Below are 26,708 nucleotides of genomic sequence, written 5' to 3'. Positions count from 1 at the left end.
GGGATGCCGGGACCTTCGTCGTCACTTGGCCGGGGTGACCGTGTCGTTGGCGCAGCGCAGCACCGGCCGGCCGCCGACCTCCGCCACGTCCACCTGCCGGGTCAGCCCGGTGATCTCGAACGTGTGCGACTCTCCCGGCAACAGCGTGACCAGCATGTCGTCCACACCGGCGGCCGGGTCGAGCCGGTCGGCGAACAACGCGAGGTCACGCACCAGCGTCCGCGCCGACACGGTCACCCGGGTCACCGGGCCGTCGGCGCTCACCTCGAGGTCCCACTCCGGCGCGGGGTAGGCCAGGTCCTTGTCCGCGGCGAAGAACCACGTGGTGCGCCGGTCCCCGGCGACGACCAGGAGGTACTCCCTGGACGGGTCGGTCGTGGTGGCCACGTCGACCGGCACCCGCACCGACGTCGTGGACGCCGGGTCGACACTCACCGAGGTCGACCAGTGCCCGAGCACCTCGCCGGTGAACGTGCGGCGTTCGACCGCCAGGTTCGTCTGCCACACCCCGCCGGCCGGGACGCCCGTGGCCGCGCCACCTGGCAGGCCTTCGTTGACAAGGACCGCCGTGAGTCCTTCCGGGCGGGGCTGGACGGTGACCAGCCGCGGGTCGTACACCTTGCGCAGCGCGTACCACAGCGGCTTGGGCCGGGCGTCGCCGTCGACGGCGGCCCAGGAGGTGACCGGCCAGCAGTCGTTGATCTGCCACACGACCGTGCCCATGCACCGTCCCCGGTGCGAGCGGTAGTGCTCGATCCCCACGGTGAGCGCGCGGGCCTGGTTGAGCTGGGTGGACCAGTGCCAGTCCTCGACGTTGCCCGGCTCGGGGAAGTGCGGTGCGAGGCCGCGGGCGAGCTTGGCGTTGCCGTCGGTGGCCTTCTGGTGGCTGAGTACGCCGGGTGAGTCGGCCGCCAGCGGCTCGTCGTGCACCGCACGGGTCAGCGTGGACCAGGCGGGCGGGCCCTGCCACCCGAACTCGGCCACGAACCTCGGGACGTAGTCGCGGTAGACGGAGTAGTCGACCTGGTTCCACACGTCCCAGACGTGCTTGCAGCCGTGCTCGTCGATGTTGGGGTGGCGGCCCATCGTGCCGGAGTACGGGCTGCCCGGCCAGTACGGCCGGCTCGGGTCGGTCTCGCCGACCACCCTCGGCAGCACGTCGAGGTAGTAGCCCTCGCCCCAGGTGCGGTCGCCGACCCGCGGCTGCCAGCCCCAGTCGAACCACGCCCAGATGTTCTCGTTGTTGCCGTTCCACAGCACCAGGCTCGGGTGCGGCATCAGCCGGGCGACGTTCTCGCGGGCCTCGGCCTCGACCTCCTCGGCGATCGGCGACTCCTCCGGGTAGGCAGCGCAGGCGAACAGGAAGTCCTGCCAGACGAGGATGCCGAGTTCGTCGGCGGCGTCGTAGAAGGTGTCCTGTTCGTACAGGCCCCCTCCCCACACCCGGAGCAGGTCGATGTGGGCGTCCCTGGCCTGCTGGAGCCGGGCGCGGTAGCGGTCCGCGTCGACGCGGGTCGGGAAGCAGTCGTCGGGGATCCAGTTGGCGCCGCGGGCGAAGACCGGCACGCCGTTGACGACGATGGTGAACGCCGAACCAGCCTCGTCGTCGGCTGTGTCATCGGGTTCGGTGTCAAGCTCGACCTGACGGAAGCCGACCCGCCGCGACCAGCTGTCCAGACCGCCCTCAGAACCATCGGACAGCTCGACCGCCAGGTCGTACAGCGGCTGCTCACCATGCCCGTGCGGCCACCACAGCCGGGGGCTTTCGACGCTCAGCTCCACCTCGGCGCTGGTGGCGCCGGCCGGAACGGCCACCTCCGCCTGGGATCCCGACACGCTCGCGGTCAATGTCAAGCCGGACTTGACGTCCCCGCTGACATCGCCGTCAGCGTCTGCCGGGGCGGCCTTGGCGTACTCCACGTCGGCCAGCACCCGCACCCGGCCGGCGGTCGCGACGTCGCGGCCCTCACCCAGGTCGACCTCCACCACGGGACGGACCCGGGCCAGCCGGGCGCCGCTCCAGCTGTGCAGCCGGATCGACTTCCAGATGCCCGCGGTGACCAGCACCGGACCCCAGTCCCAGCCGAAGTTGCAGGCCATCTTGCGGATGAAGTTGAACGGCTCGGGGGTGGCGGAGTTGGGGCCCGGCAGGTCGCCGAGCTCGTCCCGCAGCTGCTCGGCGTAGCGCTGGGCCGACGCGAACGTCACCACCAGCTCGTTGCGGCCCTCCCGCAGCCTGCCGCCGACGTCGAACCGGTAGGAGCGGTGCATGTTCTGGGTGGTGGCGACCACCTCGCCGTTCAGCTCGACGGAGGCCACGGTGTCCAGCCCGTCGCAGACCAGGTCGACGCGGTCCGAGCCGTCCGGCGTCCAGTCGAAGGAGTTGGCGTAGCGCCAGTCGGCCCGGCCGATCCAGGCCAGGTCGTACTCGACCCGGTCCAGGTAGGGGTCTGGGATCAGGTCCGCCGCCAGCAGGTCGGTGTGCACACAACCCGGTACCGTCGCCGGAACCGCCGCGTCCGCGACCTCGGGCGGTACGCCATCGGCCTCGCCCACCACCTGAAGTGTCCAACCCTCGTGCAGCTCTCGCCACTGACTCATCCGGGAATCCTCCTGCCCGCTACACCGGACCTGGCCGACGGCCCGTCGACCCGGCTGACCTCGAGGCCGCACCGATCGGTCGTCGTCGACCGATCGGTGATCGACCGTCCCTACCCTCCCGCATCCGAACCGGGAAGTTGTCACCGGGCAAACCTCTTGCGCACCGGTCGCCGCCAGCGCACTATTGTGCCAAGTGCTCGATACAAACGAGTCCGGCACGGGCCTGCCCGGTGCAGGCGGGGGTTCGAGATGGGTTCCATGGGACTGACGGAGCTGGTGGTCTACCTCGCCGTCGTGGCGGTGGCCGGCGTGGTCGCCTGGAAAGTGGTCATCCGGGTCGGCCCGGTACAGGGCTTCGTGATGCTGCAGCGGTGGGGCATCGCCGAGCCGACCCGGGAGCAGTGCGAGGCCGCGGCGGACTACCTGCGCGAACGGCGCCGGTTGTATCCGCTGGTGCTGATCGTGCTCGGGATCCTGCTGACCATCGCCTACCGGGTTGCCGGCCGAGGGACGGTGGGCACCATGGCCGTCCTGCTCGGTGCGCTGGTGGGCACCCTCCTGGTCGGTGAACTCGTCGCGGCCCTGCGCCGGCCGGTGTCCACCGCCCGGGTCGCCACCCTGGTACCGCGGCGGCTGACCGACCTGGTGCCACGGGTCTGGCTCGTCGCCTCCGCCACCATCTTCGTACTGGCTGTCGCATGCGTCGTGCCGGCGCTCGGCGTGCAGGCGTGGGCGGACGAGGTACACGCGTGGGCCGACCGCCACCCGGGCCGGATCGGCCCGCAAGGAGTACTCACCTCGGACGCGCTGAGCTCGCTTCCACGCGGCAGCGGTGCGATCTGGCTGACGTTGGCCCTGCTGGTTCTGGTCGCGGTCAGTATCGCGGCGGTCGTACGACTGACCCTCACCCGCGCGCCCCTGGCCGCCGACGCCGCCGTCGACTCCGCGCTGCGGATCCGCACCGCGCGGGTGGCCACCGGAACGGCGGTGCTGCTGGTTCTCGGCCTGTCCGGCACGCTGACGGAGCGGATCGTCGAAAGCATGGATCCGATGGCGGTGGGATCGCCACCGGTCGCTCCCGGCTTTCCCGTCCAGGCGTCCTGGCTGGGGGCGCCCTGGTCGGTGCTCAATGCGGCCGACCTGCTCTACGTGCTTGCCGCCCTGGTCGTCTGGTGCGGCCTGATCTCGCCGTGGAGGCGGCAGCGACTGGTGGAGGCCACCCGGTGAGCTCCTCCTCCGGCCCGGCCGCCCGGATCACCGTCGACGTCGCCGGCGGCGTCGCGCCCTGGCGGCAGGTACGCGACCAGATCCTCGGTCTGGTCGAGCGCGGCCAGCTTCCGATCGGCGCCCGGCTGCCCGCGATCCGCCAGCTCGCCACCGACCTCGGCATCGCTCCCGGCACGGTGGCCCGCGCCTACAAGGAACTCGAGGGTGAGGGCATCCTCACGACGGCTCGCCGGCACGGGACGGTGGTCGCCGCCGCTCCCGCCGGCGCGGCCGACCCACTGCGGTCGGCAGCCCAGGAGTACGTCGACGCCGCGCGCTCCCTCGGCGCCGACGCCCGGACCGCGACGGCCATGGTGCAGCGGCTCTTCGATCGGCCAGACTGATCGACATGCCGACCGGAGCGCCCCAGCCCACCTCGCCGCCCGACCAGTCCCAGCCCGAGACCCAGTCCACGGTCCAGCCTGCCGTTGCCGCGGTCAGCGCAGAACTCGAGGTCGAGCTCGACGCCCTGCCGGGCCGGGCGTCGGTGTGGTTCGGCCGGCCCGGCCAGGCGCCGGCGTACGTCCGTGAACCCGACGCCACCCACTACGCCGCCAGCACGATGAAGGTCGCGGTGCTGGCGGCGGTGTACCGGCTGGCCGACGACGGCCTGCTCGACCTGGACGAGCAGGTGCCGGTGCACGACGACTTCGAGTCCGCGACCGGCGACGGGAGCCGCTACCGCGCCACCGCCGACTACGACAGCGACCCCGAGCCGTGGGCGCTGCTCGGGCGGTCGGCGAGCCTGCGCTGGCTGGCCCGGCGGATGATCGTACGATCCAGCAACCTCGCCACCAACCTCGTCCTGGAGCGGGTGGGGCTGCCGGCCGTGGCCTCCGCGTGGGCCGCCTCCGGGGCCCGACACTCGGTGGTGGCCCGCGGCATCCAGGACTACGGCGCCGAGCAGGCCGGCCTGTCCAACCTGGTGACCGCCGCCGACCTCGCCGGCCTGCTCACCTCCCTCTACGACGGAACCCTCGCCTCTGCCCCGGCGTGCGCGCAGATGCTGACCGTGCTGCTGGGTCAGGAGGTGACCCAGGACGTCGTGGCCGGCCTGCCGCCCGGCACACCGGTGGCCCACAAGAACGGCTGGGTGGAAGGAATCCGGCACAGCGCGGCCCTGGTACTGCCCGGGGACGCACCGCCGTACGTGCTGGTGACGTGTGTGAGCGCCGACCTCGACGAGGCCGCTGGGTGTGCGGTCGTCGCGAGCGTCGCCGCCGCGACGTGGGACGTGCGCGCGTACGCCGGTACCCCCGAAACCGGCGCGGCGTCCCCCGTTCCGCGCGATCGATAACTCCCTGTTACCGATTCTCTGAAAAATGTCACGTAAAGTCTTGCGCGCGATCGCGTGCTGTTGGTAGTCGTATGAACACCTGAAGTGTGCGTGTGTGTCGACGGAGGAGGGAGCCGCCGACATCCACCACGACCGGCAGGTGGCACGGTCGCCGAAACCCCGGGCGGCACCGGCCCACCTGGGTTCCCGGGTGCGCGCGTGACTGCGGGAGGACGAAACACCGGTGACGCCACACGACGACGGCCTGCCTGAGGTGCGCGCACGACTGCGGCCTCGAACCCGGCCCGGGGTTTGTTTCCGGTCCCCGGTCTCGCTCCGACGTCCGGGGAGGTGCTGACTGTGTACCCACCCGAGGACGCGGTATTCGCCCGAATCGATGTGGTCTTCACCCGAATCGCCACCCGGATGGGTGCCGAGTTGGGGGCAGGTGTCCGGACCCGGCTCCGGACCGCCCCGACGGACGTGCCCGGCCCGCGCAGGCTGGCCCGGCCATCGGCTGATCCACGGGTTGGTTCCGGCCCGGTTTCACCGGAGGCCGCGGAGAACGGCTTCTGGGTCGGGGACTCCGCTGGGGAGGACCCGGCCGAGGAACCCCCACCGGGTGAGACCCTTCGGCAGTGGGTACGCCGGCACTGCGCCGGAGGTGCGGGCGTCCCCGCCGACCTGGCCGTGATGATGGCCCGCCGGCTGGTCGCCCTCGTCGGCGCCGCCCACCGCGCCGGTCGCCCGCTGGGCGACCTGTCGCCGGACCGGTTCGTGGTGCAGGTCGACGGCTCGGTGACGGTCTTCGACCCTTCGCCCCCGACGGCCTCCGCGTCCGTGGCGGGGGCGTCTGCGGTGCGCCTCGCGTACGCGTACGCCGCGCCGGACCGGGACCCGGCCTCGCGCGGCCCGGTCTCGGTCGCCGACGACCTCTACGGCCTCGGCTGCCTGTTCTTCCTGCTCGCCACCGGCTCCGATCCGCTCCTGCCGGCGGACGACACCGACGTCCCGGCCATTCACGCCCTCACCGCCCACGCGGCGCCAGCCGGGCGGGAGGTGCCCCGCCACCGGTGCCACCGCGACCGGCTGGCCGCCTGGCTGGCGGTGATCGCACCGTACGGCGACACGGCCCGGCTGTTCGCGCCGGCGATCGGTGAACTGCTCGCTCCGCGCCCAGCCGACCGATGCGACCTCGCGGCGCTCGAACGCCTGCTCTGCGACCCGGCCCCCGAACCGACCATGCCGCCTGTGCCGACCATGCCGACGACGCCGCCGACGATGTGCGCCCCCGCGAGCGGCCAGCCCGGCGGGGAGGAACTCCTCGCCGACGGCCTCGACCACCTGACCGCCCGGATGTGCCCCGACGGCGACCGGCTGTGGCCCACCGGCACCGAGGGGACCCGCACCGACCCGTGCGACGTCCAGCACGGCGCCGCCGGAGTCCTCGCCGTACTTCTGCGTGCGCACGGGCACGGAGCCTCCTTCGACCTCGCACCCGTCACGCTGGACGCGGCCGCGCGCAAGGCCGCCGGCTGGCTGTCCGAGCGGTCCGAGTTCGCCGGCCGGACCGGCCCGCCGCTGCCCGGGCTGTACTCCGGGCGGGCCGGGCTGGCCTGGGTGCTCGCCGATGCGGCGGCCGTCCTGGGCGAACCTCCGTTGTTCACCCAGGCGGAGCGGCTGGCGCTGCGGCTGCCGACCAGTTGGCCGACCGCCGACGTCGCGCACGGGCTGGCCGGGGCCGCGCTGACCCACCTGCACCTGGCCGCGCTCACCTGTGACGACGCCAGGCCGACCGTTCGGGACACCCGCTTCGGTGGCCGCGCCGCCGCCTGCGCCCAGGCGCTCCGGTCGGCGGCCGCGCCCGGGCCGCACGGTCCCACCTGGCCCGCCCGCGTCTCCTCCACCGGCTCCGAACCCGCCGAAGGGCCGTTCGGATTCGCCCATGGCGTCGCCGGCATCGGCTACACCCTGCTCGCCCTGGGCACGGCGCTGGACGACTCGGCCGCGCTCACCCTGGCGGGCGAGGCGGGCGACGCGCTGTGCCGGGCGGCGCACACCGACGAGAACGGCGCGGCCTGGTGGCCGGCCGGGCCGCACGAGGCCGGCTGGCGGCCGCACTGGTGCAGCGGCTCGTCCGGCGTGGGAACGTTCCTGCTCCGGTTGTACGCCGTCACCGGTGAGCAGCGCTTCGCGGAGTACGCCCGAGCTGCCGCCGGTGCCGCCTACCGCGCCCGGTGGACGGCGTCGCCGGTCGCCTGCCATGGGCTCGCCGGCGACGGGGAGTTCCTGCTGGACGCCGCGGAACTCCTCGACGACCCCACCTACCGTGCCTGGGCCGAGGATCTCGTTCCGCTGCTCGCGGTCCGGCACTGCCGGCGCGGCGGCAAGGCACTCGTCGCCGACGACACGCTGACCGGTGTGGTCGCCGACTACAACGTCGGCCTGGCCGGGGTGCTGGCGTTCCTCACCCGGCTGCGCTACGGCGGCCGGCGGATGTTCCTGGTCGACGAACTGCTGGTGGAGGACCACCTCTGGGGGCGACCCGTTCGGCGGTGATGTCACGGGCACGGCGGGTGCACCGTCCTGGCTGGCGTACCCACCGACGTACGCATCGGCGTACGCACCTGGAGGAACCCGGACCATGACCCAGAAATCCTCGAGCACCGCGGCTGCGCCGTTCGCGCGGTTCGCCCGCCAGCGCACGGTCGTGCTGACCACCTTCCGGCGCGACGGTACCCCGGTTCCGACGGCGGTCAACGTCGTCGTCGACGGCCCGCACGCCTACTTCCGTACCTACTCCTCGGCGGGGAAGGCCAAGCGGCTGCGCCGCGACCCGCGGGTGGAGATCGCACCGTCCACCACCCGCGGGCGGGCGACGGGCCCGGCGGACGTCGCCACCGCCCGGCTGCTCACCGAGGCGGAGGCCGGGCCTGTCCGCCGGCTGCTGCGCCGCAAGTACCCCCTGCTGCAGGGGGTCGCGGTGCCGGTGACCCACCGGCTCGCCCGCTACCGCACGCTGCACTACGAGCTGAGCCCGCGGGACCCGGAGATGTCCTGACGGATCCGCGGGTGCGGCTCGTCGCGGGGATGTCGCGCGCCCGGTTGCGATCTGGTCTGCTGGGCAGGTGGGTGTCCCCGAACGCTGGTGGCCGGACGACCCGGCCGAACTCGCCGAGGTGCAGGCCGAACTCGGTGCCCGCTCCCCCGCGCCCTGGCGGCCGCCGGCCGGCCGTCCGATCCGGATCGGCGGCTGCTTCTGCTGCTTTCCGCTCGGGGTGGAGGGCTTCGGTGAGCGTGGCGATCCGCTGTGGGTCGCCGCGGTGACGTACGAGCAGAGGCGGCGGCTCGCCTCGGCCGTGCGCACCGACCTTGCCCGCGCCCCCTACGTCGCCGGGCTGCTGGCCATGCGGGAGGGCCCCGCGCTGGCGGCCGCGGTGGCGGAGCTGACCGTCTCGCCGGACGTCCTGCTGGTGAACGCCACCGGACGCGACCATCCCCGCGCGGCTGGCCTGGCGTACCACCTCGGCGCCGCACTGGACCTGCCGACGGTCGGCGTCACCCACCGGCCACTGCTCGCCACGGGTGCCTGGCCGGCCGACGAGGCCGGTGCCGCCGGGACGCTGAGCCTGGCGGGTGCACCGGTCGGGGCGTGGGTACGCACCCGCGCCGGTCGCCGTCCGCTGGTCGCGCACGCCGGCTGGCGGACCGACCCCGACACCGCCGTCGAGGTCGTACGACTGGCGACCGGAACCGCCCGCACGCCCGTACCGCTGCGGGAGGCGCGGCGGCTCGCCCGGCGCGCCCGGGCACTACGGTGACGTGCATGCCCGCTCCGGATCTTTCCGTCTCCGCGACGTCGGCCGTCCGGGTCGCCGCCACCGTGCTGTGGACCGGCCCCGACGCACCTCGCGAGATCGACGCCCCGATCGTGGCCGCCGTACCCGACCCGCGTGGCTGGGCCGCCGGTCTGGACGTGCCGGCCCGCCGCGACCTGGCCGACCGGGTGCTCACCCAGTTGCTGGCCGGCGAACCGGTGGTCGTCCTGGAGGAGCGCGGCGACTGGCTACGGGTGGTCGCACCCTGGCAGCCCTCCGACCTGGACCCGCGCGGCTACCCCGGCTGGGTGCCCCGTGCCCACGTGGCGCAGGCCGCGGTCCCGGCGCGCACAGAGGCGGTCGTCACCGTGGAGGCCGTACGCCTGGAGCCGGACCCTGGTAGCCGTGGCGACGGCCTGCCCTCCGAACTCACCTACGCCACGATCCTTCCCGTACTCGCCGAGACCGGCACGCGGGTGCGGGTCGCGCTGCCCGGCGGCGGGTCCGGGTGGATCGACGCGCGGGCCTGCGTGGTCCGGCCGACCGGCGACGGCAAGCACGTGGAGGCCGGGGCCGTGTTCACCGAGGCGCGGCGGTTCGTCGGCCTGCCCTACCTGTGGGGCGGCATGTCGGCGTTCGGCCTGGACTGTTCAGGGCTGGTGCACATCGCGTTCCGCGCGCTCGGCCGGATCGTCCCGCGCGACGCCCACGACCAGGCCGAGGCGGCCGGACGTGTCCCGGTGGGCGAGGCCCGGCCGGGCGACCTGTACTTCTTCGCCCGGCCGGAGAAGTCGATCCACCACGTGGGGTTCGCTGCCGGGCCCGGCAGCGACGGCGTACTCCTGCACGCACCCCGCACCGGCGAGCAGGTCCGGGAGGAGCAGATGAACGCCGACCGGCGGGCGACCCTGGTCGACCTCGCCGGCCGGCTGGCCGACTGAACCGACTGAACCGACTGAACCGACTGAACCGACTGAACCGACTGAACCGGCCGATGCCACCCCGCCGTCAGTCGGCGGACCGGCCGCTGCGGGCCGGCTCCTCGTGCTCGCGGCGCTCGGTCCTGCGGCTCTTCAACAGGCTGGCCACCGTGGTCACCAGCAAGGTGCCGACGATCACCGACAAAGACACGGCGATGCCGATGTCGGGTACCGAATGCAGTGGCTCGCCGCCGTTCAGGAACGGCAGGTTGTTCTCGTGCAGCGCGTGCAGGATGAGCTTGATGCCGATGAAGCCGAGGATGACCGCGAGCCCGATCGGCAGGTAGACCAGCCGGGTGACCAGCCCGCCGATCAGGAAGTACAGCTGGCGCAGCCCCATCAGCGCGAAGACGTTCGCCGCGAAGACGAGGTAGGGCTCCTTGGTGAGGCCGTAGATGGCCGGGATGGAGTCCAGCGCGAACAGCAGGTCGGTGGTCCCGAGCGCGATCATCACCATCAGCATCGGCGTGACCAGGCGCTTGCCGTTCTCCACCAGGGTGAGCTTCACGCCGTTGTACTGGTCGGTCGCCGGGAGGTGGTTCTTCGCCCAGCGGATCAGCGCGTTCTCCTTGTAGTCGGAGTCGTGGTCGTTGCCGCTGCGGACGAACTGGATGGCGGTGTAGATCAGGATGGCGCCGAAGATGTAGAAGACCCAGGCGAACGCGTTGATCGCCGCGGCGCCGAGCGCGATGAAGATGCCGCGCATGATCAGCGCCAGGATGATGCCGATCAGCAGTGCGGTCTGCTGGTACGCCCGGGGTACGCCGAACCTGGTGAGGATGACCAGGAACACGAACAGGTTGTCGATGGACAGGCTGTACTCGGTGATCCAGCCGGCGAAGAACTCCCCGGCGTACTGCCCGCCGGCGAAGAAGAAGACGCCGATCCCGAAGAGCACCGCCAGCCCGACGTACAGCCCGATCCAGGTGGTGCACTCGCGCATCGACGGCTCGTGCGGCCGGCGGCCGATCACCAGGACGTCGACGAGAAGGATGGCCACCAGTACGCCGATGGTGGCGAACCAGACCCAGGGCTGGATGGTCACGCGCTGAACCTCCGAGAGAAGAAACGATTGCTCCCTCGGAGGTCTCTTCCGCCCGGATTGCGGGCCGACGGCACCGGGCAGGCCGACGCGGGGGCCGAACTGACCGTGATGACGATGCCGCCGCGAAGGAATACTCCCCTCACGATGCGTCCCCATTGTCACGTACCAGGGGCGATCAGGCCAACCGGGGTCCGAGCCACGCTCTAGGGTGGAGCAATGACCCCAACGGTGCTCGAACTGGACCTGACCGTTCCGCTGCTGGAGGCGCCGCCGCAGGACCCGATCGGCGCGGTGCTGCACCGGCGCCGCCCACTGCTCCGGGACCTGGTCGAGGGTTTGCGGCTGGCGGCCTTCGACCCCTCGGTGACCGGACTGGTCGCCCACGTGGGTGGGCAGGGGCCGACGTTCGCGCAGGTGCAGGAACTGCGGGCGGCGGTGCGCGTGTTCGCCGACGCGGGCAAGCCGACGGTGGCCTGGTCGGAGACCTTCGGCGAGTTCGGTCCGGGGACGCTGCCCTACTACCTCGCGTCGGCGTTCGACCAGGTGTGGCTGCAGCCGTCCGGCGACGTCGGCCTGACCGGCATTCTGGCGGAGGCCGTCTTTGTCAAGGACGCCTTGACAAAGCTCGGGGTGGTGCCGGAGCTGTCGCGCCGGCACGAGTACAAGAACGCCGCGGACACCTTCCTGGCAACGCAGATGAGCGACGCGCACCGGGAGGCGGCAGGGAGGCTGGCGGCGTCGGCGATGGAGCAGGTCGTCGAGGGTGTCAGCACCCGCCGCAAGCTCACCTCCGATCAGGTGCGCGAGCTGGTCGACCGTTCGCCGCTGTCGGCGAAGGACGCGCTCGCGGCCGGGCTGGTCGACCGGCTGGGCTACCGCGACGAGGTTTACTCCGACCTGCGCAAGCGGCTCGGTGAGGTCGCGTTCCGCTACGTCCAGCGTTACCGCCAGGCCCGCCAACTGGAGCCCCGCCAGGCGCTGGCCCGGCTCCAGCGCTCCCCCGGCGTCGCCGTCGTGTACGGCACCGGGCCCATCCACCTTGGCCGGTCCAGCCGCCGTGGCCTCAGCTCCACCTCGATCGGCTCCGACACCGCCGCCGGGGCGCTGCGGGCCGCCGCGGCCGACCCGAAGGTCCGCGCGGTGGTCGTACGGGTGGACAGTCCGGGCGGTTCCTACGTCGCCTCCGACGCGGTACGCCGGGAGGTCGTCCGGGTCCGGGAGGCGGGCAAGCCCGTGGTGGTGTCGATGGGCACGGTCGCGGCCTCGGGCGGGTACTTCGTGTCGATGGCGGCCGACAGCATCGTGGCCCAGCCGGGCACCCTCACCGGGTCGATCGGGGTGTTCGGGGGCAAGGCGGTCGTCCGCGACCTGCTGGACCGGGTGGGCGTCGCCCGCGACGGAGTGGCCGAGGGCCGCAACGCCGCGATGTTCTCGGCATACCACCGCTTCACCGCCGACGAGTGGCGCCGGCTGGAGGACTGGCTGGACCAGGTGTACGAGGACTTCACCGCCAAGGTCGCCGCCGACCGTGGCCTGTCGCGTGATCACGTGGAGAAGGCCGCGCGGGGCCGGGTGTGGACCGGAGCCGACGCCCGCGAGCGTGGTCTGGTCGACGAGTTCGGTGGGTTCGAGCGCGCGGTGGAGATCGCCTGCGCCCGGGTCGGCATCGGGCGGGAGGAGGCCACGTTGCGGTTCCCCGCCCGGGTCGGGGTGGTCGAGCGCCTGCGCGGGCCGGAGTCCAGTGAGCGCGCCGCGGCGGCCAGTGGCGGTCTGAGTGCCGGTCTGGGCGCCGGTCTGGGGTTGCCGGCGACGTCCGGCCCGGCCCGGATGCTCGCCGAGCTGACGTCGGCGCTCGGCCTCGGCCACGCCGGGGTACTCACCGCGCCGGTCCTGTGGGAGTTGCACTGAGTCGCACCGAGTGCACTGAGTCGTACTGAGTCGCACAAAGTTGCAATGGGAGCGCCGAAGAGCACCGTGGGTGGTGAACCCGGCCGGTGATCGTCTGGTCGCGGCGTTCGGGGTGACCCGTGCGCGGGCCGCCCCCGCGCGTCAGGGAGGATGGCGGACATGGCATCCCGCTCCGACCTCCGTAATGTCGCGATCATCGCCCACGTCGACCACGGAAAAACCACCCTTGTCGACTCGATGCTCTGGCAGTCCGGAGTGTTCCGGGACAACCAGGACGTAGCCGAACGAGTCATGGACTCGATGGACCTCGAACGCGAGAAGGGCATCACCATCCTCGCGAAGAACACCGCGGTCCGCTGGGAGACCCCCGACGGCCCGGTGACGCTCAACATCGTCGACACCCCGGGTCACGCCGACTTCGGCGGCGAGGTCGAGCGCGCCCTGGAGATGGTCGACGGCGTGCTGTTGCTGGTCGACGCGTCGGAGGGCCCGCTCCCCCAGACCCGGTTCGTCCTGCGCAAGGCGCTGCGCAAGGGGCTGCCGGTGGTTCTGGTCATCAACAAGGTGGACCGGCCCGACAGCCGGATCGCCGAGGTGGTCGACCAGACGTACGAACTCTTCCTGGACCTGCTGGACGACCCCTCGGCCGACGCCACCGCGCTGGACTTCCCGATCGTGTACGCCTCGGCGCGTGCGGGCCGGGCCACGCTGGAGCAGCCGGCCGACGGGACCGTCCCCGACAACCAGGACCTGCGGCCGCTGTTCGAGACGATCCTGTCCACCGTGCCGCCGCCCACCTACGCCGAGGGTGCGCCGCTGCAGGCCCACGTCACCAACCTCGACGCCTCGCCCTACCTCGGCCGGCTGGCGCTGTGCCGAGTGCACCAGGGTGAGCTCGTCCGCGGCGCGACGGTCGCGTGGTGCCGTGCCGACGGGTCGGTCGAACGTGTCCGGATCACCGACATGATGATGACCGAGGCGCTGGACCGCGTTCCCGCCGACAAGGCCGGCCCCGGCGACATCGTGGCGATCGCCGGCATCGCCGACATCACCATCGGCGAGACGCTGGCCGACCCCGACGACCCGAAGCCGCTGCCGGTGATCCGGGTCGACGAACCCTCGATCTCGGTCACCATCGGCATCAACACCTCGCCGCTGTCGGGACAGAGCGGGGACAAGGTCACCGCCCGGCTGGTGAAGAACCGGCTGGACGCGGAGACCATCGGCAACGTCTCCATCCGGGTGCAGAACACCGAGCGACCCGACACCTGGGAGGTGCAGGGCCGCGGTGAGCTGCAGCTCGCCGTGCTCGTGGAGCTGATGCGCCGCGAGGGGTTCGAGCTCACCGTCGGCAAGCCGCAGGTCGTCACCCAGGAGATCAACGGCAAGCGGATGGAGCCGGTGGAGCGGGTCACCATCGACGTGCCGGACGAGTACGTCGGCGTGGTCACCCAGCTTCTCGGCCTGCGCAAGGGCCGGCTGGAGCAGATGGTCAACCACGGCACCGGCTGGGTACGTCTGGACTACCTCGTACCCGCCCGCGGCCTGATCGGGTTCCGCACCGAGTTCCTCACCGAGACCCGCGGCACCGGGCTGATCCACCACGTGTTCGAGGGGTACGAGCCGTGGGCGGGCGACCTGCGGACGCGTCCGCGCGGCTCGCTGGTGGCGGACCGGCGGGGCGCGGTCACGGCGTACGCCTGCTTCAACATGCAGGAGCGCGGCACGCTGTTCGTCAAGCCGGGGACCGAGGTCTACGAGGGCATGCTGGTCGGGGAGAACTCCCGCCCCGACGACATGGACGTCAACGCCACCCGGGAGAAGAAGCTGACCAACGTCCGCTCCTCGACCGCCGACGAACTCGAACGCCTGGTCCCGGCCCGGGAGATGGCGCTGGAGCAGGCGCTGGAGTTCTGCCGCGAGGACGAGTGTGTGGAGGTCACCCCGGCGGCGATCCGGCTGCGCAAGATGGCGTTGTCGCAGACCGACCGGGAGAAGCTGCGCGCCCGCGCCCGCCGCGGCTGAGCCCGCCGCAGGGTTCGCTGCTCCGTCGGAGCAGGTTTGGAGCAGACCTGCATCGAAGCTGCCCCTCATCTCCGTCGAACCGGCCCGGCTGAACTGCCGGGCCGGTTCGACGTTTTCCGCGGTCACTCGGCGAGGGCGGCCTCGATCGCCTTCCTGATGCGCATCAGAGCCTCGTGCCGCCGTCCTGGTGTCGCTCGACGTACCCCGACGCTCTCCCTGCCTGAACGCCTCGACCGAGCCTAACGATCCGGCCCCGCGGACCTCTCCCGATCGCAGCAGTCGCACCCCGGTCCGCATCCGCACGCATCCTCCGCCGGGTCCGCCTGGCTGTCGCCGAGGTGGGTTACCGGCACCGCGCAGCACGCGTCGCCGTGCCATGCCTCCCACCCCTCCTTGACCGCGACCGCGGCGATGACCAGTGCGGCCAGGGGGTCGGCCCACCACCAGCCGAACAGGCTGTTGACCGCGAGCCCGACCAGGAGGACGGCGGACAGGTAGGTGCACAGCAGCGTCTGCTTGGAGTCCGCGACTGCGCTCGCCGACCCCAGCTGCCGACCGGCGCGGCGCTGCGCGTAGGACAGGCCCGGCATGACGGCGAGGCTGAGGGCGGCCAGGACGAGGCCGACGGTGGAGTGTGCTGCCTGTTCCCCGCCGATCAGGGCACGGAGGGACTCCACGGTGACGTACGCGGCGAGTGCGAAGAAGGAGGTCGCGATGATACGTAGGGCGACCTTCTCCCGGGCCTCGCGTACGGCATGGTCGCGGGCGGAGAACTGCCAGGCCACCGCCGCCGCCGAGCTCACCTCGATCACCGAGTCGAGTCCGAACCCGATCAACGCGGTGGAGGAGGCGACGGTGCCGGCCGCGATCGCCACGACCGCCTCGACCACGTTGTAGGTGATCGTCGCCGCGACCAGCAGCCGGACCCGGCGCGCCAGTTGGCCACGACGATCGGCGTCGGTGGCCACCGGAAGCCGGCTGGTGGACACCTTGTCGGCGAGCCGACCGGTCAGGGCCGCCATCAGCAGCATCCGTCGGTCTCGGCGGTCGGGCAGGCCGCGGGGTCGACCGCGAGCACCAGCCCGAGCAGGTCGCCCAGCGCGTGGCCGATGCTCGGCTCGGCGAGTTCGTACCGTGTCCGACGGCCGTCGGGCACCGCGGCGACCAGGCCGCAGCCGCGCAGGCAGGCCAGGTGGTTCGACATGTTCGTCCGCGACACGCCGAGGGTCTCCGAGAGTTCTGCCGGGTAGCCCGGGCCTTCGCGCAGCGCCAGCAGGATCCGTGACCTCGTGGGGTCCGACAGCGCGTGCCCGAACCTGGACAGCACGTCGGCGTGGGTGGCGACCTTGAGCATGCCCGGACAGTACACGGAAACCTGAACTCAGCCCACACTGAACTCAGCGGCTTTGGCCGCACAGTTTCGCGCGCCGCCGGCCGGGGCAGGTCGCACCCGGAATGCGAGACCATCGACTACTGCTCACCGTGCTGGTGCTGCCGGGCCTGCTTGCCGTGCTCGCCACCGCGGTCGTCGCGGCGACCATCTATCACCCAGGTCGCGCCACCACCGCGGCACTCACCGCCGACCCGTGCACCGGGCCGGCCGGCGCCGATGCCGTCGGCGTCGTCGGCATTGCCGACTCCGATACCGGTGGACGGTCCGGCGGCTGGTCCTGTCCCGCACCCGAGGCCGCGGTGAATGCCAAGGAGGCGTTGACACTTCGCCACGGGCCGGTGATGGCCGCCCTGCTGACGAAGTACGGCGACCGGTACTGCCTGCCCGTCGGCTGCTGGACCCGCCTGTCCCAGGAGCGGGCCGAGGGCGACTTCACCGTCCGGTACGGCATCGACGATCACGGTCGACGCATCACGCTCGGCACGGTGACGTTCTTCGTCGAGGACTGGCTCCAGGGCCCGCGCATCGTCAGCCGGCGGCAGGACCTGACGGCTGGAGGGCGCGGGATACGCGAGGTCGGTATCGAGGGCGAACGGTTGTACCTCTCCGGCCAGTGCCCGCGGGGGTGCGCGGTCGGGCACGGTACGACCTACGACTATCGCGTCCCCGTCGACCGGACCCGGGACGGGCGGTTCGCCTGGACCGGCGCCGCCTACCAGGGTGAGGCGGACGTGGCGTACGGGACGGTCATCCACGAGTTCACCTGGCGCGACGCGGCCGGCCGGCCGGGGCGGTGGTTCATCTGGTTGAAGGGCGTCACCGTCCTCCGCGAGGACGCCGCGATCTTCTTTTACGCGAGCCCGGATCACCTGCCGAGTTCCCCGTACCAAACTTCCTGGCGCCCGGACTGAAGCGCACGGACCAGGTGCGCACGGACCAGGTGCGCACGGACCAGGTGCGCACGGACCAGGTGCGCACGGACGGAAGCCTGTCAGGCTCATGGTGCCCGCCTGGCAGCACCTCGAGGGGCGGCACCTGCCTTCACGTCCGGCACATCCTCTGGTGCGGGTCCACCCACTCCGGTGGGATGTACTCGGGGTGGCCGTGAGCTCCCATCCGCACCTGCCAGCCTCTGTGGTGAACGAACGTGTGGTGCGTCTTGCAGAGCAGCACGCCGTTCGCGAGATCAGTCGGTCCGAAGTCGTCCCAGGCCGTCATGTGGTGGGCGACACAGCGCCGCTCGGGGACCTGACAGCTCGGGAAGTGGCAGTGGGACCCGTCGCGGATCGCCAGTGCCCGGCGCTGCGCCTCGGTGAAGAACCGGTCGGCCATCCCGACGTCCAGGACCTCCCCGTTGCCACCGAGCACCACCGGGATGATGTTCGCGTCACACGCCATCCGGCGGATCGTGGCCACCGACAGCGGCTCTCCGCGCAGGCCGAGGATCCGGGCCGACCCGCCACCGCCACACTTCTGACAGCCGTCGTGGGGGTCGATGTGATCGTGGGCAGCCTCCGGCCCCGCCGCACCCTCGCCGGGACTGCTGCACGGATAGGTGACATCTGATCTGTGGTGCCCAGTGGTGCTGCTGGAAGGATGTGCACTGCGCCGAAGCCGTATCGAAAGGAGTTCCAGTCCTCGGCCTCGGCGAGTTGGTCGGGGCTGATGTAGGCGGGCAGGTCCTTGATCGCGAACGCGATCACCTGCGCATGCCGAAACGACAACTCCCCACGGGCAAGAGCCCGCGCGGTCAACGTCACCGTACGGTCCAGGTCCCTGGCCAGGGTCACGGCGGCGCCGGCGTCCTTCCTGCCCATCCGCTGCGCATTGCGCAGCCACGCCGCCGTGGTCGCCGCACCGGTCGTCTTGCCGACGTCGCAGGTCTCGGCCCTGGAGACCATGGCCAGCTTCAGCGCGGACATCATCGCCTCGTCGGCCCCGTGCAACTCGAACAACCGGCCAAGCCGCTCGGCCCGAAGCGACAACATCGGCGCGGCCAGGGCGTCGCCGAGGATGGTGCGGACCTGGACCAACGCAGCCTCCAGCCGCTGTTCGGCATCGATGCCGCCGTCCCAGCCCAGAGGTCCCTGCGTTGTCGAATACATGTTCGAAGTCTAGAGGCGATGGCCGGCACGAAGATCGTTGTCCACAAGCAGATCCGATGCACAACCCGATCCGCTACCTGTGGACAAAAACCTGGTCCCCAGCCTGACTCGGCCGAGCAAAACCCCGGATCGCTCAGCGGTTCCGACAGAACAGCCGAAGCACGTGCGTGAGGAGCATCCGTAGGCGAGACGCCGTACCGGGGGCGAGGACTCCGCTACGCGGCCGCGGGGGTGCTGGCCCGGCACTCCCGGGTGAGTACGACGACCGGGCACTGCGCCTGGTGCAGCAGCGCCTGGCTCACCGAGCCGAGCAGCATTCCGGTGAAGCCACCGCGCCCGCGCGCACCGACGACGACCAGGCCGGCGGAGGCGGACAGCTCGATCAGGTGGCCGGCGGCGTGGCCCATCAGCACCCGCTCCTCGATCGGCAGGTCGGGGTACTTGTGCCGCCACCCCGCGAGCGCGTCCTCCAGCAGTCGCAGCCCGGCAGCGGTGTCGGAGGCGCCGGACCGTGCGGTCCGCCCCTGCCGTACGACGTGCACGGCGAGGAGTCGGGCGTGCCTTCGGGCCGCCTCCTCCACCGCGGCCTCGACCGCGACCGCCCCGAGCGGGGACCCGTCCACCCCGACCACCACGAGGTTGTCGGTGCGCTCGGGTGACAGCGTGCCGCGGACGACCACGACCGGAGCGTGGGAGCGGGCGGACAGTTCGATGGTGAGCGAACCCGCCAGGGCGTCCGCGACCGAGCCGCGGCCGGCCGTACCGACGACGACGTACGTCGCGTCCCTGCTCAGCTCCACCAACAGGGGAAGGGGAAAGTCGGTCTCCACCGTGGTCGCGATCTCGATGTCGGGTGCTGCGTCCCGAGCCGTTCGTACCGCCTCCCCCACCAGCGAGTCCGCGTGGGCGCGCAGCCCGTCCTCGGGGCCCAGTTGCCACATGGCGGCGGGGACGTGCAGCAGGGGCCAGGCGAACGCATGCACGAGCCGCAAGGGCACCTTGCGCAGCGCCGCTGTGTTGGCCGCCCAGGCCACGGCGTCAAGCGAGCCTTGCGTACCGTCGACGCCGACCACGACCGGTCTCGGTGTTTCGGTGGACATACGGCTCACTCCTCCGGGTCCTGCGGGGCTCGCGGCCCGGGCACGGTCTGCCCGGGTTCGTCAGCCATGCCCTGCTCGGGCGGTGCCGGGTCGGGGTCTCGTTCGGCCAGGATGAACTCTGCCACCGGCCGGCGCGGGGTCGGCGGGACCTCCGGCCCGTACCCGAACCTCAGCAGGATCTGTGGCTCGGTCCAGCCCGACCGCGGGTCGCGGACCAGCCAGCGCAGGTCGGTGTGCTCGATCGGCTGGTTCAGCAGGGACGCGGCGACGCCGTGGGTGGTGGCGGTCAGCAGCACCCGCTGCAGGGCCTGCCCGGCGGTGACCCAGTCCTGCGGGGTGTCCCGGGTGGTGGACAGCACGGCCATGGTCGGCGAGTCCTCGAACTTCCCCCTCGGGCGGAGCCGGTCACCGGGATCCACGGCCAGGTCGCGGACCGGGGCGCTGCCCTCCGCACGCGGCCCGAGCGCGCTGGACGGCACGCCGCTGCTGGTGCGCTGCCCGCCGACCCACACCTGGCGCTCGACCAGCCGGCGCGGGTCGTCGGCCTCGGCGATGTCGGCGTCGGTGGCCAGTTCCATCAGCCAGCGCTGCCGGTCGCGGTCGTCGATCCACTCCAGCCGTATGCCTTCGCCGGCAGCCGCCTGGCTTATGTCCGCGCGTACCTCGTCCGGAACCGCCCGCTCGGTGAACGGCTGCCGGTTGGTACGCCGCCGGGGCAGGAACGGGAACAACGCGGCCAGTTGACCGGCGTCCTCGCTCGGGTTGCCCACGCTCACCAGGGCGACCAGGGTCGGGCGGTCCGGGTCGGGGAACAGCAACGTCGTGGTGTGCGCCCCGATCGCGGCGGCGGCCACCCGCAGGTTGAGCAGCGCCGTACCCGCCCCGATCAGCGTCATCCGACCTTCCGGGTCCTCCGCGGCGAGCTCGCGGGCGGGATCGCGGTGGATCTCCACCGACCGGCCACGGAAGCGGAAACACCACGGCTGGGCGTTGTGCATGGACGGAGCGAGCACCGCCGCCCCGACGAGCGTGTCCCGCTCGGTCTGGTCGAGCTCTCCGACGAGCAACGCACACCTCCACGGTTGGCCGGCCCGTTTTCAGGGTCGTTTCGCACCACACCGCGGGGCAGCGGGCGAAGGTCCCGGCGCCCCGTGACCGAAGCCTCTCGCCCGCTCCGCCGGCCGGCCGCCACGCTGAGCGGGTGCGGATGAACTCGCCCACTTTCCACCTTGACCGGCTCGACGCCGCGTTGTTCGGGCTGGACGACGTGGTGGTCGACACGGCGCTCCTGCACGCCGCCGCCTGGCAGCGCACCTTCGACTCGTTCCTGCGCCGCCGTGGGCGGAGGGCCGGGCTCGACGCCGACAGCGCCGGCAGCGGGTCGCGGATCCCGCCGTTCGAACTGCCCGGCGACTACCTCCGCTATGCCGCCGGCCGGACCACCGCCGAGGGAGTACGCGGCTTCCTGACCGCCCGCGGCTTCGCACTGGCCGACCACTCTCCCGAGCCCGGTGAGGAGACGGTACGCACGCTGGCCGAGCACAAGGACGCCTGTTTCGCCGAGGAGGTGCGGCGGGTCGGTGTCAGCGCCTACCCCTCCTCGGTCGAACTGCTGCGCGACCTCGCCGCCCGCGGGGTCCGGCTCGCGGCGGTGGCGGGTGACCGGGGCTGCGAGCAGCTGCTGTCCGCCGCGGGGATCGCCGACCTGTTCGACATGTGTGTGGACGGCGGAGACGCCGCGCTGCTCGGCCTGTTGCCGCAACCCGACCCGGGCCTGCTGCTGGAGGCGACCCACCGGCTGGGCGTCTCCCCGAGGCGTACGGCGGTCGTGAGCGGCAGCCTGGTCGGGGTGGAGGCCGGCTGGCACGGGTGCTTCGAACCGATCGTCGCCGTCGACAGGTACGCCCGCGCCGAGGACTTCTACCGCAGGGGCGCGCACGTCGTGCTGCGCGACCTGACCGAACTCGTACTCTCCGGGCGGAGCAGGCAGGAGCTGCTCGCCCATCGGTGACGCCCCCTTTCGCCCGCCTGACGCAGCGGACCAGGAGGTACGCGCCGATGACTTCCGAGCCGACGGTTCTGCGACTCGACCGGATCGGTGCCGTGGTGTTCGAGGTGGACGTCGTGGTTCCCGACACCGCCAGGGCGCACGCCGCCGCCTGGAAGCGCTGCCTGGACGCGTTCCTGCGCCGGCACGGCCGCATGGTGGGGGTGGCGTTCGCGCCGTTCGACGTACGCGAGGACTATCTGCGGCACTTCGCCGGCCGGCCCCGGATCGCCGGCCTGCGCGGTTTCCTCGCCGACCGGGGCATCGACCTGCCCGACAACGGCGCGGAGAACAGCGTGTCGTCGCTGGCCGACTGCGAGATGCGCAGCTTCCTGACCGAGATCGCGCGGTACGGCGTACCTCCGAATCCGGTCGCGGTCCGCCTGCTGTACGAACTGCGTGCCCGTGGTGCCCGGACGGCCGCGGTGTGCACCGGCGGCCACTGCGCGGAGATCGTGGCGGCGGCGCAGGTACGGCGGCTGTTCGACGCCGTCCTGGACAGTGCGCGGGCAGGCGCGGACCAGGGAGCCGCCGATGGCGGACGGGCCGTGCCGGCGAGGGTCTTTCGCGGGGGGACGGAGGTGTTCGCCGCGGCGGCCCGGCAGCTGGCGATCCCACCGGCCCAGGCCGGCCTGCTGGTGGCCTCGGCCGACGGTGAGCGCGCCGGGCGGCGGGCGGGGTTCGGGACCGTTCTCGCGGTCGCCGGCCCCAACGGCTCCGCGGCCTCCGTTCATTCGGCGACCCCCGCGGTCGCCGGCGACCCCGGCTCCGCCATCCCCGCCGCGGATCTCGCGCAGGTGCGGGTCTTCGGGAGACGACGTGAGCCGTTCGGTATTGACCTATGACTCGTACGACCCGGCGCGGGAGGGGCTGCGCGAGGCCCTGTGCACCCTCGGCAACGGCTACTTCGCCACCCGCGGCGCCGCCCCCGAGTCCCATGCCGACGGCGTGCACTACCCCGGCACCTACCTGGCCGGCTGCTACGACCGGCTGGAGTCGCGGGTCGCCGGCCGGGTGGTGGAGAACGAGGACCTGGTCGACGCACCCAACTGGCTGCCGTTGACCTTCCGGCCTGTCGACGACCCGGACGGCACAGGCGACCCGGACGGCACAGACTCCGCCGACGGCGGGTGGTTCGACCTGGCCCGGGTGCGGGTCCTCGACTTCCGGCAGGAGCTGGACCTCGGCCGCGGCGTACTGACCCGGCGGGTGCGGTTCCGCGACCCCGGCGGACGGACCACCCTGCTCGCGCAGCGGCGGTGGGTCTCCATGGACGACCCGCACCTCGCGGTCCTGGAGACCGAGCTCGAGCCCGAGGACTGGTCCGGCCGGCTACAGGTGCGGACCGCGCTGGACGGCACCGTCGCCAACCGGGGCGTACGCCGCTACGCCGACCTGGCCGGTGACCACCTGCTGCCGGTCACCGGCGGGTACGACGGGCAGGACCTGCTGTGGCTGCAGGTGGAGACCGCGCAGTCGCGGGTGCGGTTCGCCGAGGCCGCCCGGGTGCGGGTGCACGGTGCGGCGGGACCGGTGGAACGCCGGTACGAGGAGAGGCCGCGCTGGGTGGGTCTCGACCTGACGTTCGCGGTGGAGCGCGGTGTGCCGGTGACGGTGGAGAAGACGGTGGCGATCCACACCTCCAGGGACCGGGCGATCACCGAGAGCCTGACCGCCGCCTGCGACGCCGCGAGCCGGGCCGGCCGCCCCGAGCACCTGCTGGCCCGGCACGAGCTCGCGTGGTCGCGGCTGTGGCACGGTTGCCGGACCGTGGTGGACGGCGGTCCGCAGCAGACGCTGGACCTGTACGTGTTCCACATCCTGCAGACGTTGTCCGAGCACACCGTCGAGCTCGACGTCGGCGTACCCGCCCGCGGGCTGCACGGCGAGGCCTACCGCGGCCACGTCTTCTGGGACGAGCTGTTCGTCTTCCCGTTCCTGCTGCTGCGGCTGCCCGAGGTGGCCCGGGCACTGCTGATGTACCGCTGGCGGCGGCTGCCCCAGGCCCGGCTGGCAGCGAGGGCCGCGGGCCACCGCGGCGCCATGTATCCCTGGCAGAGCGGGAGCGACGGCCGGGACGAGACGCAGCGGCTGCACCTCAACCCGCTGTCGGGCCGCTGGGTGCCGGACAACACCCACCTGCAGCACCACGTCGGGCTGGCGGTGGCGTACAACGTGTGGAAGTACTACGAGGCGACCGGTGACGTCTCCTTCCTCGCCGGCCACGGCGCGGAGATGCTGGTCGAGATCGCGCGCTTCTGGAGCGGCCTGGCGACCTACGAGCCGATCGGCGGGCGATACGAGATCCGGGGCGTGATGGGGCCGGACGAGTACCACGACGCCTATCCCGGTGCCACCCGTCCGGGCATCGACAACAACTCCTACACCAACGTCATGGCCGCCTGGGTGCTGCGCCGGGCGCTGGACGCGCTCGCCGTGATCCCCGCGTACCGGCGAACCGAGCTCACCTCCCGGCTCGGCCTGCGCCACGCCGAGCTGGACCGGTTCGAGGAGGTGAGCCGGCGGCTGCGGGTGGTGTTCCACGACGGGATCATCGGGCAGTTCGAGGGGTACGACGAACTGGCGGAGCTGGACTGGGCCGGTTACCGCGCGAAGTACGGCGACATCCGCCGGCTGGACCGGATCCTGGAGGCCGAGGGCGACTCGGTCCGGAGGTACCAGGTCTCCAAGCAGGCGGACGTTCTGATGCTGTTCTTCCTCCTCGGCAAGGACGAGTTGACACAGGTGCTGAACCAGCTCGGCTACGACCTGGACCCGGCGACGATCCTCCGTACGATCGAGTACCACCTCGACCGCACCTCCCACGGCTCCACCCTCAGTGCCGTGGTGCACGCGTGGGTTCTGGCACGCACCGACCGGCACGGCTCCTGGGCGTTCTTCCTGCAGGCACTGGGCTCCGACGTGCGGGGCGGTGCGCAGGACACGACCGCGGAGGGAGTCCACCTGGGTGCGATGGCAGGCTGCGTCGACCTGCTGCAGCGTTGCTACCCGGGGATCGAGACGCGCGACGACGTGCTCCGGCTGAATCCCCGGCTGCCGCGCGAGCTCACCGAACTGGAGCTGCAGCTGCGCTACCGCGGCCACTGGGGCGTCACCGTGCGCTGCACGCAGGAGGAGGTACGCATCGGGCTGCGGCGGTCCGCGGCCGCGCCGATCACGGTGGCGGTGAAGGACGAGCAGACGACGCTGCGCCCCGGGCAGTCCTGGCGGGTACACCACCCACCCCGAGCGTCGCACGGGGTGGGTGGCCCACGCGGCCCACGCGGCACGCGAGGCACCCGTGCTAGCGGCGCAGCAGCTCCGCCACCGGCCGGCGCGGCGTCGGAAGCGGCAGCCCGGCGACCGGACGACCGAACCTCAGGATGAGCTGGGCGAACCCGGGCAGGCCGAGGTCGTCGCGTACGCGGGTGCGCAGGTCGGGGAGTTCCAGCGGCTGGTTGAGGTAGGACGCCGCCAGGCCCTCCACGCTGGCCCACAACAGCATGCGCATCAGCGCCTGCCCGCACCGCAGCCAGTCCACGGGGCGGTCCCCGCTGGTGAACAGGACCGCGATCACCGGGTCCCGCTCCGGCCGGCCGGGTGAGGAGGACAGCCGTCGCCGGCCGCCGGCGAAGTCCCGCATCGGGAAGTCTGCCTCGTGGCCCGCCTTGGCGGACACGCCGAGCACCGCCTCGGGCAGCCCGGTGCCGTACATCGGTGCCTCACCGCCCACCCAGCGGGCCAGCTCCCGCCGGAACTTCGGGTCGGCCTGCTCCCGGCGTTCGGCGGCGGTGACCAGCCGGGACAGCACGCCGCGTTCGGGCCGGTCGGTGATCCAGCGCAGCTGTGCGCCCTCCAGCTCGGCCTCCCCCGCCAGCACGCTCCTGGTCCGCGGCGGCACGTTCGGGTCCAGCCGGGACCTCATCGTGCGCCGCAGCGGCACGTGCTGGAGCAGCCGGGTCTCGGCCATCGACGGCAGGTGGTCCGGGCCGAGGGAGACCACCGCGGCCAGGTCGCCGCGCTCGTCCCCGGGCATCAACGACACCGTCGGTTCGGAGCCGAGCGCGCTCACCGCCAGCCGGACCGCGAAGATCGACGCGCCCACCCCGATCAGCATCTGCCGGTCGTCGGGGTCGACCACCGCCACCGCGCGCGAGCGGTCGACGTACACCTCCACGCTGCGGGCATTGACCCGGAACGCCCACGGCTGGGCGTTGTGCAGCGAGGGCGCCAGCCGTGCGGTGCTCACCAGTTCCTCGGTGTGCTTGCGCAGATCGAGAGTCACGAACATCCCGACCTCCTCGTCAGTGTGGTCAGCCTGGGCCGTGGTGGACCCGGGTGCATCAGTGGTACTTGCGGCTCCAGCGCGGCGCGACCCGTTCCCACTCCTGCCCCCAGGCGGCGAGCCTGCGCCGGTCCAGCGACCAGCGGGCGAGCAGCGAACAGACGACGATGCCGAGTTCGAGACCCATCAGAGCGGTGATCGCGGTGGCCACGCCCTTGTCGGACAGTTGCGACGGAGTGAGCGGCGGCCGGGTCACCTGGCCGGCAGCGTCCACCCAGATCCGCACCGTCGAGCCCACGTCCGTACCGGCCCGCACCGGTACGTCCCCCTCCGACCAGGAACCGTTCGGTCCCTGCCAGCGCGCCCGGGCGTAGGTGGTCACCGGGTTGGGCGCGTCCTGACCGGGATCCACCGAGCCCGGCGCGGACTCCAGCAGCCTGGCCGTACCCCAGTGGCCGGCCGCCTGCTGGGACGCCGACCTGGCCGCGCCCTCGGCATAGGCGCCACGGCCCATCCCGATCGCTACCGGTATCGCCACCAGCGCCGCCACCAGCGTCGCGGCGATCAGCAGACCCTCCACGCGGTCCGACGCACGGCACAGCGGGTTACGGCTCCAGCCCAGCCGACGAATCGCCAGGACCGTCCACCGCCTCAGCCGGCCTCGCGCCATGCGGACCTCCCCGGCGCGTCCTGCGCGCGATGCGCGTACTGTCCGCTGCCTCCAGAAGTGACTCGTGCGACGCCGGCCCGGTGGTGTACGCCCGGCGGCTCCACACCTCTCCACCGTTCAGGGTCATCAGCGAGGCAGTGCACCACCCAGGGCACTTGGTCCGTGATCCAGCGCCGACCGTCCCGGGCC

General features: G+C 72.4%; 22 protein-coding genes and 1 pseudogene. 13 read left to right on the top strand and 10 right to left on the bottom strand.

All coding sequences use genetic code 11. From position 1 onward, the window contains the following. Positions 1-21: 21 nt before the first annotated feature. Complete coding sequence (locus F4554_RS15430; protein WP_179788016.1) at positions 22-2,601, bottom strand: glycoside hydrolase family 2 protein; 2,580 nt, start codon at positions 2,599-2,601, stop codon at positions 22-24. 258 nt (positions 2,602-2,859) lie between these two features. Between F4554_RS15430 and F4554_RS15425 the strand changes: the two genes are divergently transcribed. The 7 genes from F4554_RS15425 (at position 2,860) to F4554_RS15395 (ending at position 9,902) form a co-directional block, all read left to right on the top strand. Then, positions 2,860-3,828, top strand: a complete 969-nt coding sequence (locus tag F4554_RS15425) for a hypothetical protein (RefSeq protein WP_179788015.1) — start codon at positions 2,860-2,862, stop codon at positions 3,826-3,828. Further along, complete coding sequence (locus F4554_RS15420) at positions 3,825-4,211, top strand: GntR family transcriptional regulator (RefSeq protein WP_179788014.1); 387 nt, start codon at positions 3,825-3,827, stop codon at positions 4,209-4,211. Before F4554_RS15425 ends, F4554_RS15420 begins: the two co-directional genes overlap by 4 nt. A 5-nt stretch (positions 4,212-4,216) precedes the next feature. Then, positions 4,217-5,164 (top strand): serine hydrolase, encoded by a 948-nt coding sequence (locus tag F4554_RS15415; protein WP_179788013.1) that lies wholly within the window; start codon positions 4,217-4,219, stop codon positions 5,162-5,164. A gap of 339 nt (positions 5,165-5,503) precedes the next feature. Then, the gene (locus F4554_RS33615) at positions 5,504-7,702 is read left to right on the top strand and encodes a lanthionine synthetase LanC family protein (protein WP_179788012.1); all 2,199 of its coding nucleotides are present in this window, start codon (positions 5,504-5,506) and stop codon (positions 7,700-7,702) included. 85 nt (positions 7,703-7,787) lie between these two features. Then, positions 7,788-8,204 carry a PPOX class F420-dependent oxidoreductase gene (locus F4554_RS15405; protein WP_179788011.1) on the top strand — a complete coding sequence of 139 codons (417 nt, stop codon included), beginning with the start codon at positions 7,788-7,790 and terminating at the stop codon, positions 8,202-8,204. Between the two features lie 67 nt (positions 8,205-8,271). Next, positions 8,272-8,964 carry an endonuclease V gene (locus F4554_RS15400; protein WP_179788010.1) on the top strand — a complete coding sequence of 231 codons (693 nt, stop codon included), beginning with the start codon at positions 8,272-8,274 and terminating at the stop codon, positions 8,962-8,964. A 5-nt stretch (positions 8,965-8,969) separates the two neighbouring features. Continuing rightward, on the top strand, positions 8,970-9,902 hold the full coding sequence (locus tag F4554_RS15395) for a C40 family peptidase (protein ID WP_179788009.1): 933 nt from the start codon (positions 8,970-8,972) through the stop codon (positions 9,900-9,902). Between the two features lie 67 nt (positions 9,903-9,969). Here the strand turns inward: F4554_RS15395 and F4554_RS15390 are convergent, their stop codons facing one another. Next, a complete protein-coding gene (locus F4554_RS15390) occupies positions 9,970-10,986 on the bottom strand; it encodes a TerC/Alx family metal homeostasis membrane protein (protein WP_179788008.1) in 1,017 nt (338 codons plus the stop codon). A gap of 216 nt (positions 10,987-11,202) precedes the next feature. On the opposite strand from F4554_RS15390, the gene sppA reads away from it, so the two are divergent. Next, on the top strand, positions 11,203-12,894 hold the full coding sequence (gene sppA, locus F4554_RS15385) for a signal peptide peptidase SppA (RefSeq protein ID WP_179788007.1): 1,692 nt from the start codon (positions 11,203-11,205) through the stop codon (positions 12,892-12,894). A 159-nt stretch (positions 12,895-13,053) separates the two neighbouring features. Further along, a complete protein-coding gene (gene typA, locus F4554_RS15380) occupies positions 13,054-14,919 on the top strand; it encodes a translational GTPase TypA (protein ID WP_179788006.1) in 1,866 nt (621 codons plus the stop codon). Between the two features lie 239 nt (positions 14,920-15,158). Here typA and F4554_RS15375 read toward each other — a convergent pair whose 3' ends face one another. Both F4554_RS15375 and F4554_RS15370 read right to left on the bottom strand, forming a co-directional pair. Continuing rightward, complete coding sequence (locus tag F4554_RS15375) at positions 15,159-15,941, bottom strand: cation efflux transmembrane domain-containing protein (RefSeq protein WP_179788005.1); 783 nt, start codon at positions 15,939-15,941, stop codon at positions 15,159-15,161. After that, positions 15,941-16,273: an ArsR/SmtB family transcription factor gene (locus F4554_RS15370; protein ID WP_179788004.1), complete on the bottom strand. Its 333-nt coding sequence runs from the start codon at positions 16,271-16,273 to the stop codon at positions 15,941-15,943. Before F4554_RS15370 ends, F4554_RS15375 begins: the two co-directional genes overlap by 1 nt. Positions 16,274-16,374: 101 nt before the next feature. On the opposite strand from F4554_RS15370, the gene F4554_RS15365 reads away from it, so the two are divergent. Beyond that, entirely contained in the window at positions 16,375-17,223 is an 849-nt protein-coding gene (locus F4554_RS15365; RefSeq protein WP_179788003.1) for a hypothetical protein, read from the top strand. Between the two features lie 130 nt (positions 17,224-17,353). Here F4554_RS15365 and F4554_RS15360 read toward each other — a convergent pair whose 3' ends face one another. The 4 genes and pseudogenes from F4554_RS15360 to F4554_RS15350 form a co-directional block, all read right to left on the bottom strand. Beyond that, positions 17,354-17,710: an HNH endonuclease gene (locus tag F4554_RS15360; protein WP_179788002.1), complete on the bottom strand. Its 357-nt coding sequence runs from the start codon at positions 17,708-17,710 to the stop codon at positions 17,354-17,356. 278 nt (positions 17,711-17,988) lie between these two features. Beyond that, positions 17,989-18,234, bottom strand: a pseudogene (locus tag F4554_RS34025) (DUF222 domain-containing protein); the annotation flags it as partial. A gap of 398 nt (positions 18,235-18,632) precedes the next feature. Then, positions 18,633-19,517, bottom strand: coding sequence for a universal stress protein (locus F4554_RS15355; protein WP_179788001.1), 885 nt, complete (start codon positions 19,515-19,517; stop codon positions 18,633-18,635). A 5-nt stretch (positions 19,518-19,522) separates the two neighbouring features. Then, on the bottom strand, positions 19,523-20,584 hold the full coding sequence (locus tag F4554_RS15350) for an Acg family FMN-binding oxidoreductase (RefSeq protein WP_179788000.1): 1,062 nt from the start codon (positions 20,582-20,584) through the stop codon (positions 19,523-19,525). A 140-nt stretch (positions 20,585-20,724) separates the two neighbouring features. On the opposite strand from F4554_RS15350, the gene F4554_RS15345 reads away from it, so the two are divergent. Genes F4554_RS15345 through F4554_RS15340 form a run of 3 tightly spaced genes read left to right on the top strand, consistent with a single transcriptional unit; the run spans position 20,725 to position 24,951 of the window. After that, complete coding sequence (locus F4554_RS15345) at positions 20,725-21,528, top strand: HAD family hydrolase (RefSeq protein ID WP_202889305.1); 804 nt, start codon at positions 20,725-20,727, stop codon at positions 21,526-21,528. Positions 21,529-21,575: 47 nt separating this feature from the next. Continuing rightward, a complete protein-coding gene (locus tag F4554_RS32190; protein WP_238341312.1) occupies positions 21,576-22,409 on the top strand; it encodes an HAD family hydrolase in 834 nt (277 codons plus the stop codon). Continuing rightward, on the top strand, positions 22,384-24,951 hold the full coding sequence (locus F4554_RS15340; protein WP_337796057.1) for a glycoside hydrolase family 65 protein: 2,568 nt from the start codon (positions 22,384-22,386) through the stop codon (positions 24,949-24,951). Before F4554_RS32190 ends, F4554_RS15340 begins: the two co-directional genes overlap by 26 nt. On the opposite strand, the gene F4554_RS15335 is transcribed toward F4554_RS15340, so the two are convergent. Together F4554_RS15335 and F4554_RS15330 are read right to left on the bottom strand one after the other, a co-directional pair. Continuing rightward, on the bottom strand, positions 24,869-25,855 hold the full coding sequence (locus F4554_RS15335) for an Acg family FMN-binding oxidoreductase (RefSeq protein ID WP_179787997.1): 987 nt from the start codon (positions 25,853-25,855) through the stop codon (positions 24,869-24,871). The genes F4554_RS15340 and F4554_RS15335 overlap by 83 nt on opposite strands. A 52-nt stretch (positions 25,856-25,907) precedes the next feature. Next, the gene (locus F4554_RS15330) at positions 25,908-26,519 is read right to left on the bottom strand and encodes an Rv1733c family protein (protein ID WP_179787996.1); all 612 of its coding nucleotides are present in this window, start codon (positions 26,517-26,519) and stop codon (positions 25,908-25,910) included. Positions 26,520-26,708 lie beyond the last annotated feature (189 nt).

Origin of the sequence: Actinopolymorpha rutila, assembly GCF_013407855.1 — a bacterium.
Lineage (GTDB): Bacteria > Actinomycetota > Actinomycetes > Propionibacteriales > Actinopolymorphaceae > Actinopolymorpha > Actinopolymorpha rutila.
Note: the sequence above shows the minus strand (reverse complement) of the source record. Positions and strands in the feature narration are given on the sequence as shown.

What these genes read in the sequence shown, in the direction of transcription:
- F4554_RS15430 (WP_179788016.1), bottom strand. Translation starts at nt 2,601, where the DNA reads ATGAGTCAGTGGCGAGAGCTGCACGAGGGTTGGACACTTCAGGTGGTG.
- sppA (WP_179788007.1), top strand. Translation starts at nt 11,203, where the DNA reads ATGACCCCAACGGTGCTCGAACTGGACCTGACCGTTCCGCTGCTGGAG.
- F4554_RS15335 (WP_179787997.1), bottom strand. Translation starts at nt 25,855, where the DNA reads ATGTTCGTGACTCTCGATCTGCGCAAGCACACCGAGGAACTGGTGAGC.
- F4554_RS15405 (WP_179788011.1), top strand. Translation starts at nt 7,788, where the DNA reads ATGACCCAGAAATCCTCGAGCACCGCGGCTGCGCCGTTCGCGCGGTTC.
- F4554_RS15375 (WP_179788005.1), bottom strand. Translation starts at nt 15,941, where the DNA reads ATGGCGGCCCTGACCGGTCGGCTCGCCGACAAGGTGTCCACCAGCCGG.
- F4554_RS15355 (WP_179788001.1), bottom strand. Translation starts at nt 19,517, where the DNA reads ATGTCCACCGAAACACCGAGACCGGTCGTGGTCGGCGTCGACGGTACG.
- typA (WP_179788006.1), top strand. Translation starts at nt 13,054, where the DNA reads ATGGCATCCCGCTCCGACCTCCGTAATGTCGCGATCATCGCCCACGTC.
- F4554_RS15415 (WP_179788013.1), top strand. Translation starts at nt 4,217, where the DNA reads ATGCCGACCGGAGCGCCCCAGCCCACCTCGCCGCCCGACCAGTCCCAG.
- F4554_RS15365 (WP_179788003.1), top strand. Translation starts at nt 16,375, where the DNA reads ATGCGAGACCATCGACTACTGCTCACCGTGCTGGTGCTGCCGGGCCTG.
- F4554_RS32190 (WP_238341312.1), top strand. Translation starts at nt 21,576, where the DNA reads ATGACTTCCGAGCCGACGGTTCTGCGACTCGACCGGATCGGTGCCGTG.
- F4554_RS15370 (WP_179788004.1), bottom strand. Translation starts at nt 16,273, where the DNA reads ATGCTCAAGGTCGCCACCCACGCCGACGTGCTGTCCAGGTTCGGGCAC.
- F4554_RS15330 (WP_179787996.1), bottom strand. Translation starts at nt 26,519, where the DNA reads ATGGCGCGAGGCCGGCTGAGGCGGTGGACGGTCCTGGCGATTCGTCGG.
- F4554_RS15425 (WP_179788015.1), top strand. Translation starts at nt 2,860, where the DNA reads ATGGGACTGACGGAGCTGGTGGTCTACCTCGCCGTCGTGGCGGTGGCC.
- F4554_RS15345 (WP_202889305.1), top strand. Translation starts at nt 20,725, where the DNA reads ATGAACTCGCCCACTTTCCACCTTGACCGGCTCGACGCCGCGTTGTTC.
- F4554_RS15395 (WP_179788009.1), top strand. Translation starts at nt 8,970, where the DNA reads ATGCCCGCTCCGGATCTTTCCGTCTCCGCGACGTCGGCCGTCCGGGTC.
- F4554_RS15360 (WP_179788002.1), bottom strand. Translation starts at nt 17,710, where the DNA reads ATGGCGTGTGACGCGAACATCATCCCGGTGGTGCTCGGTGGCAACGGG.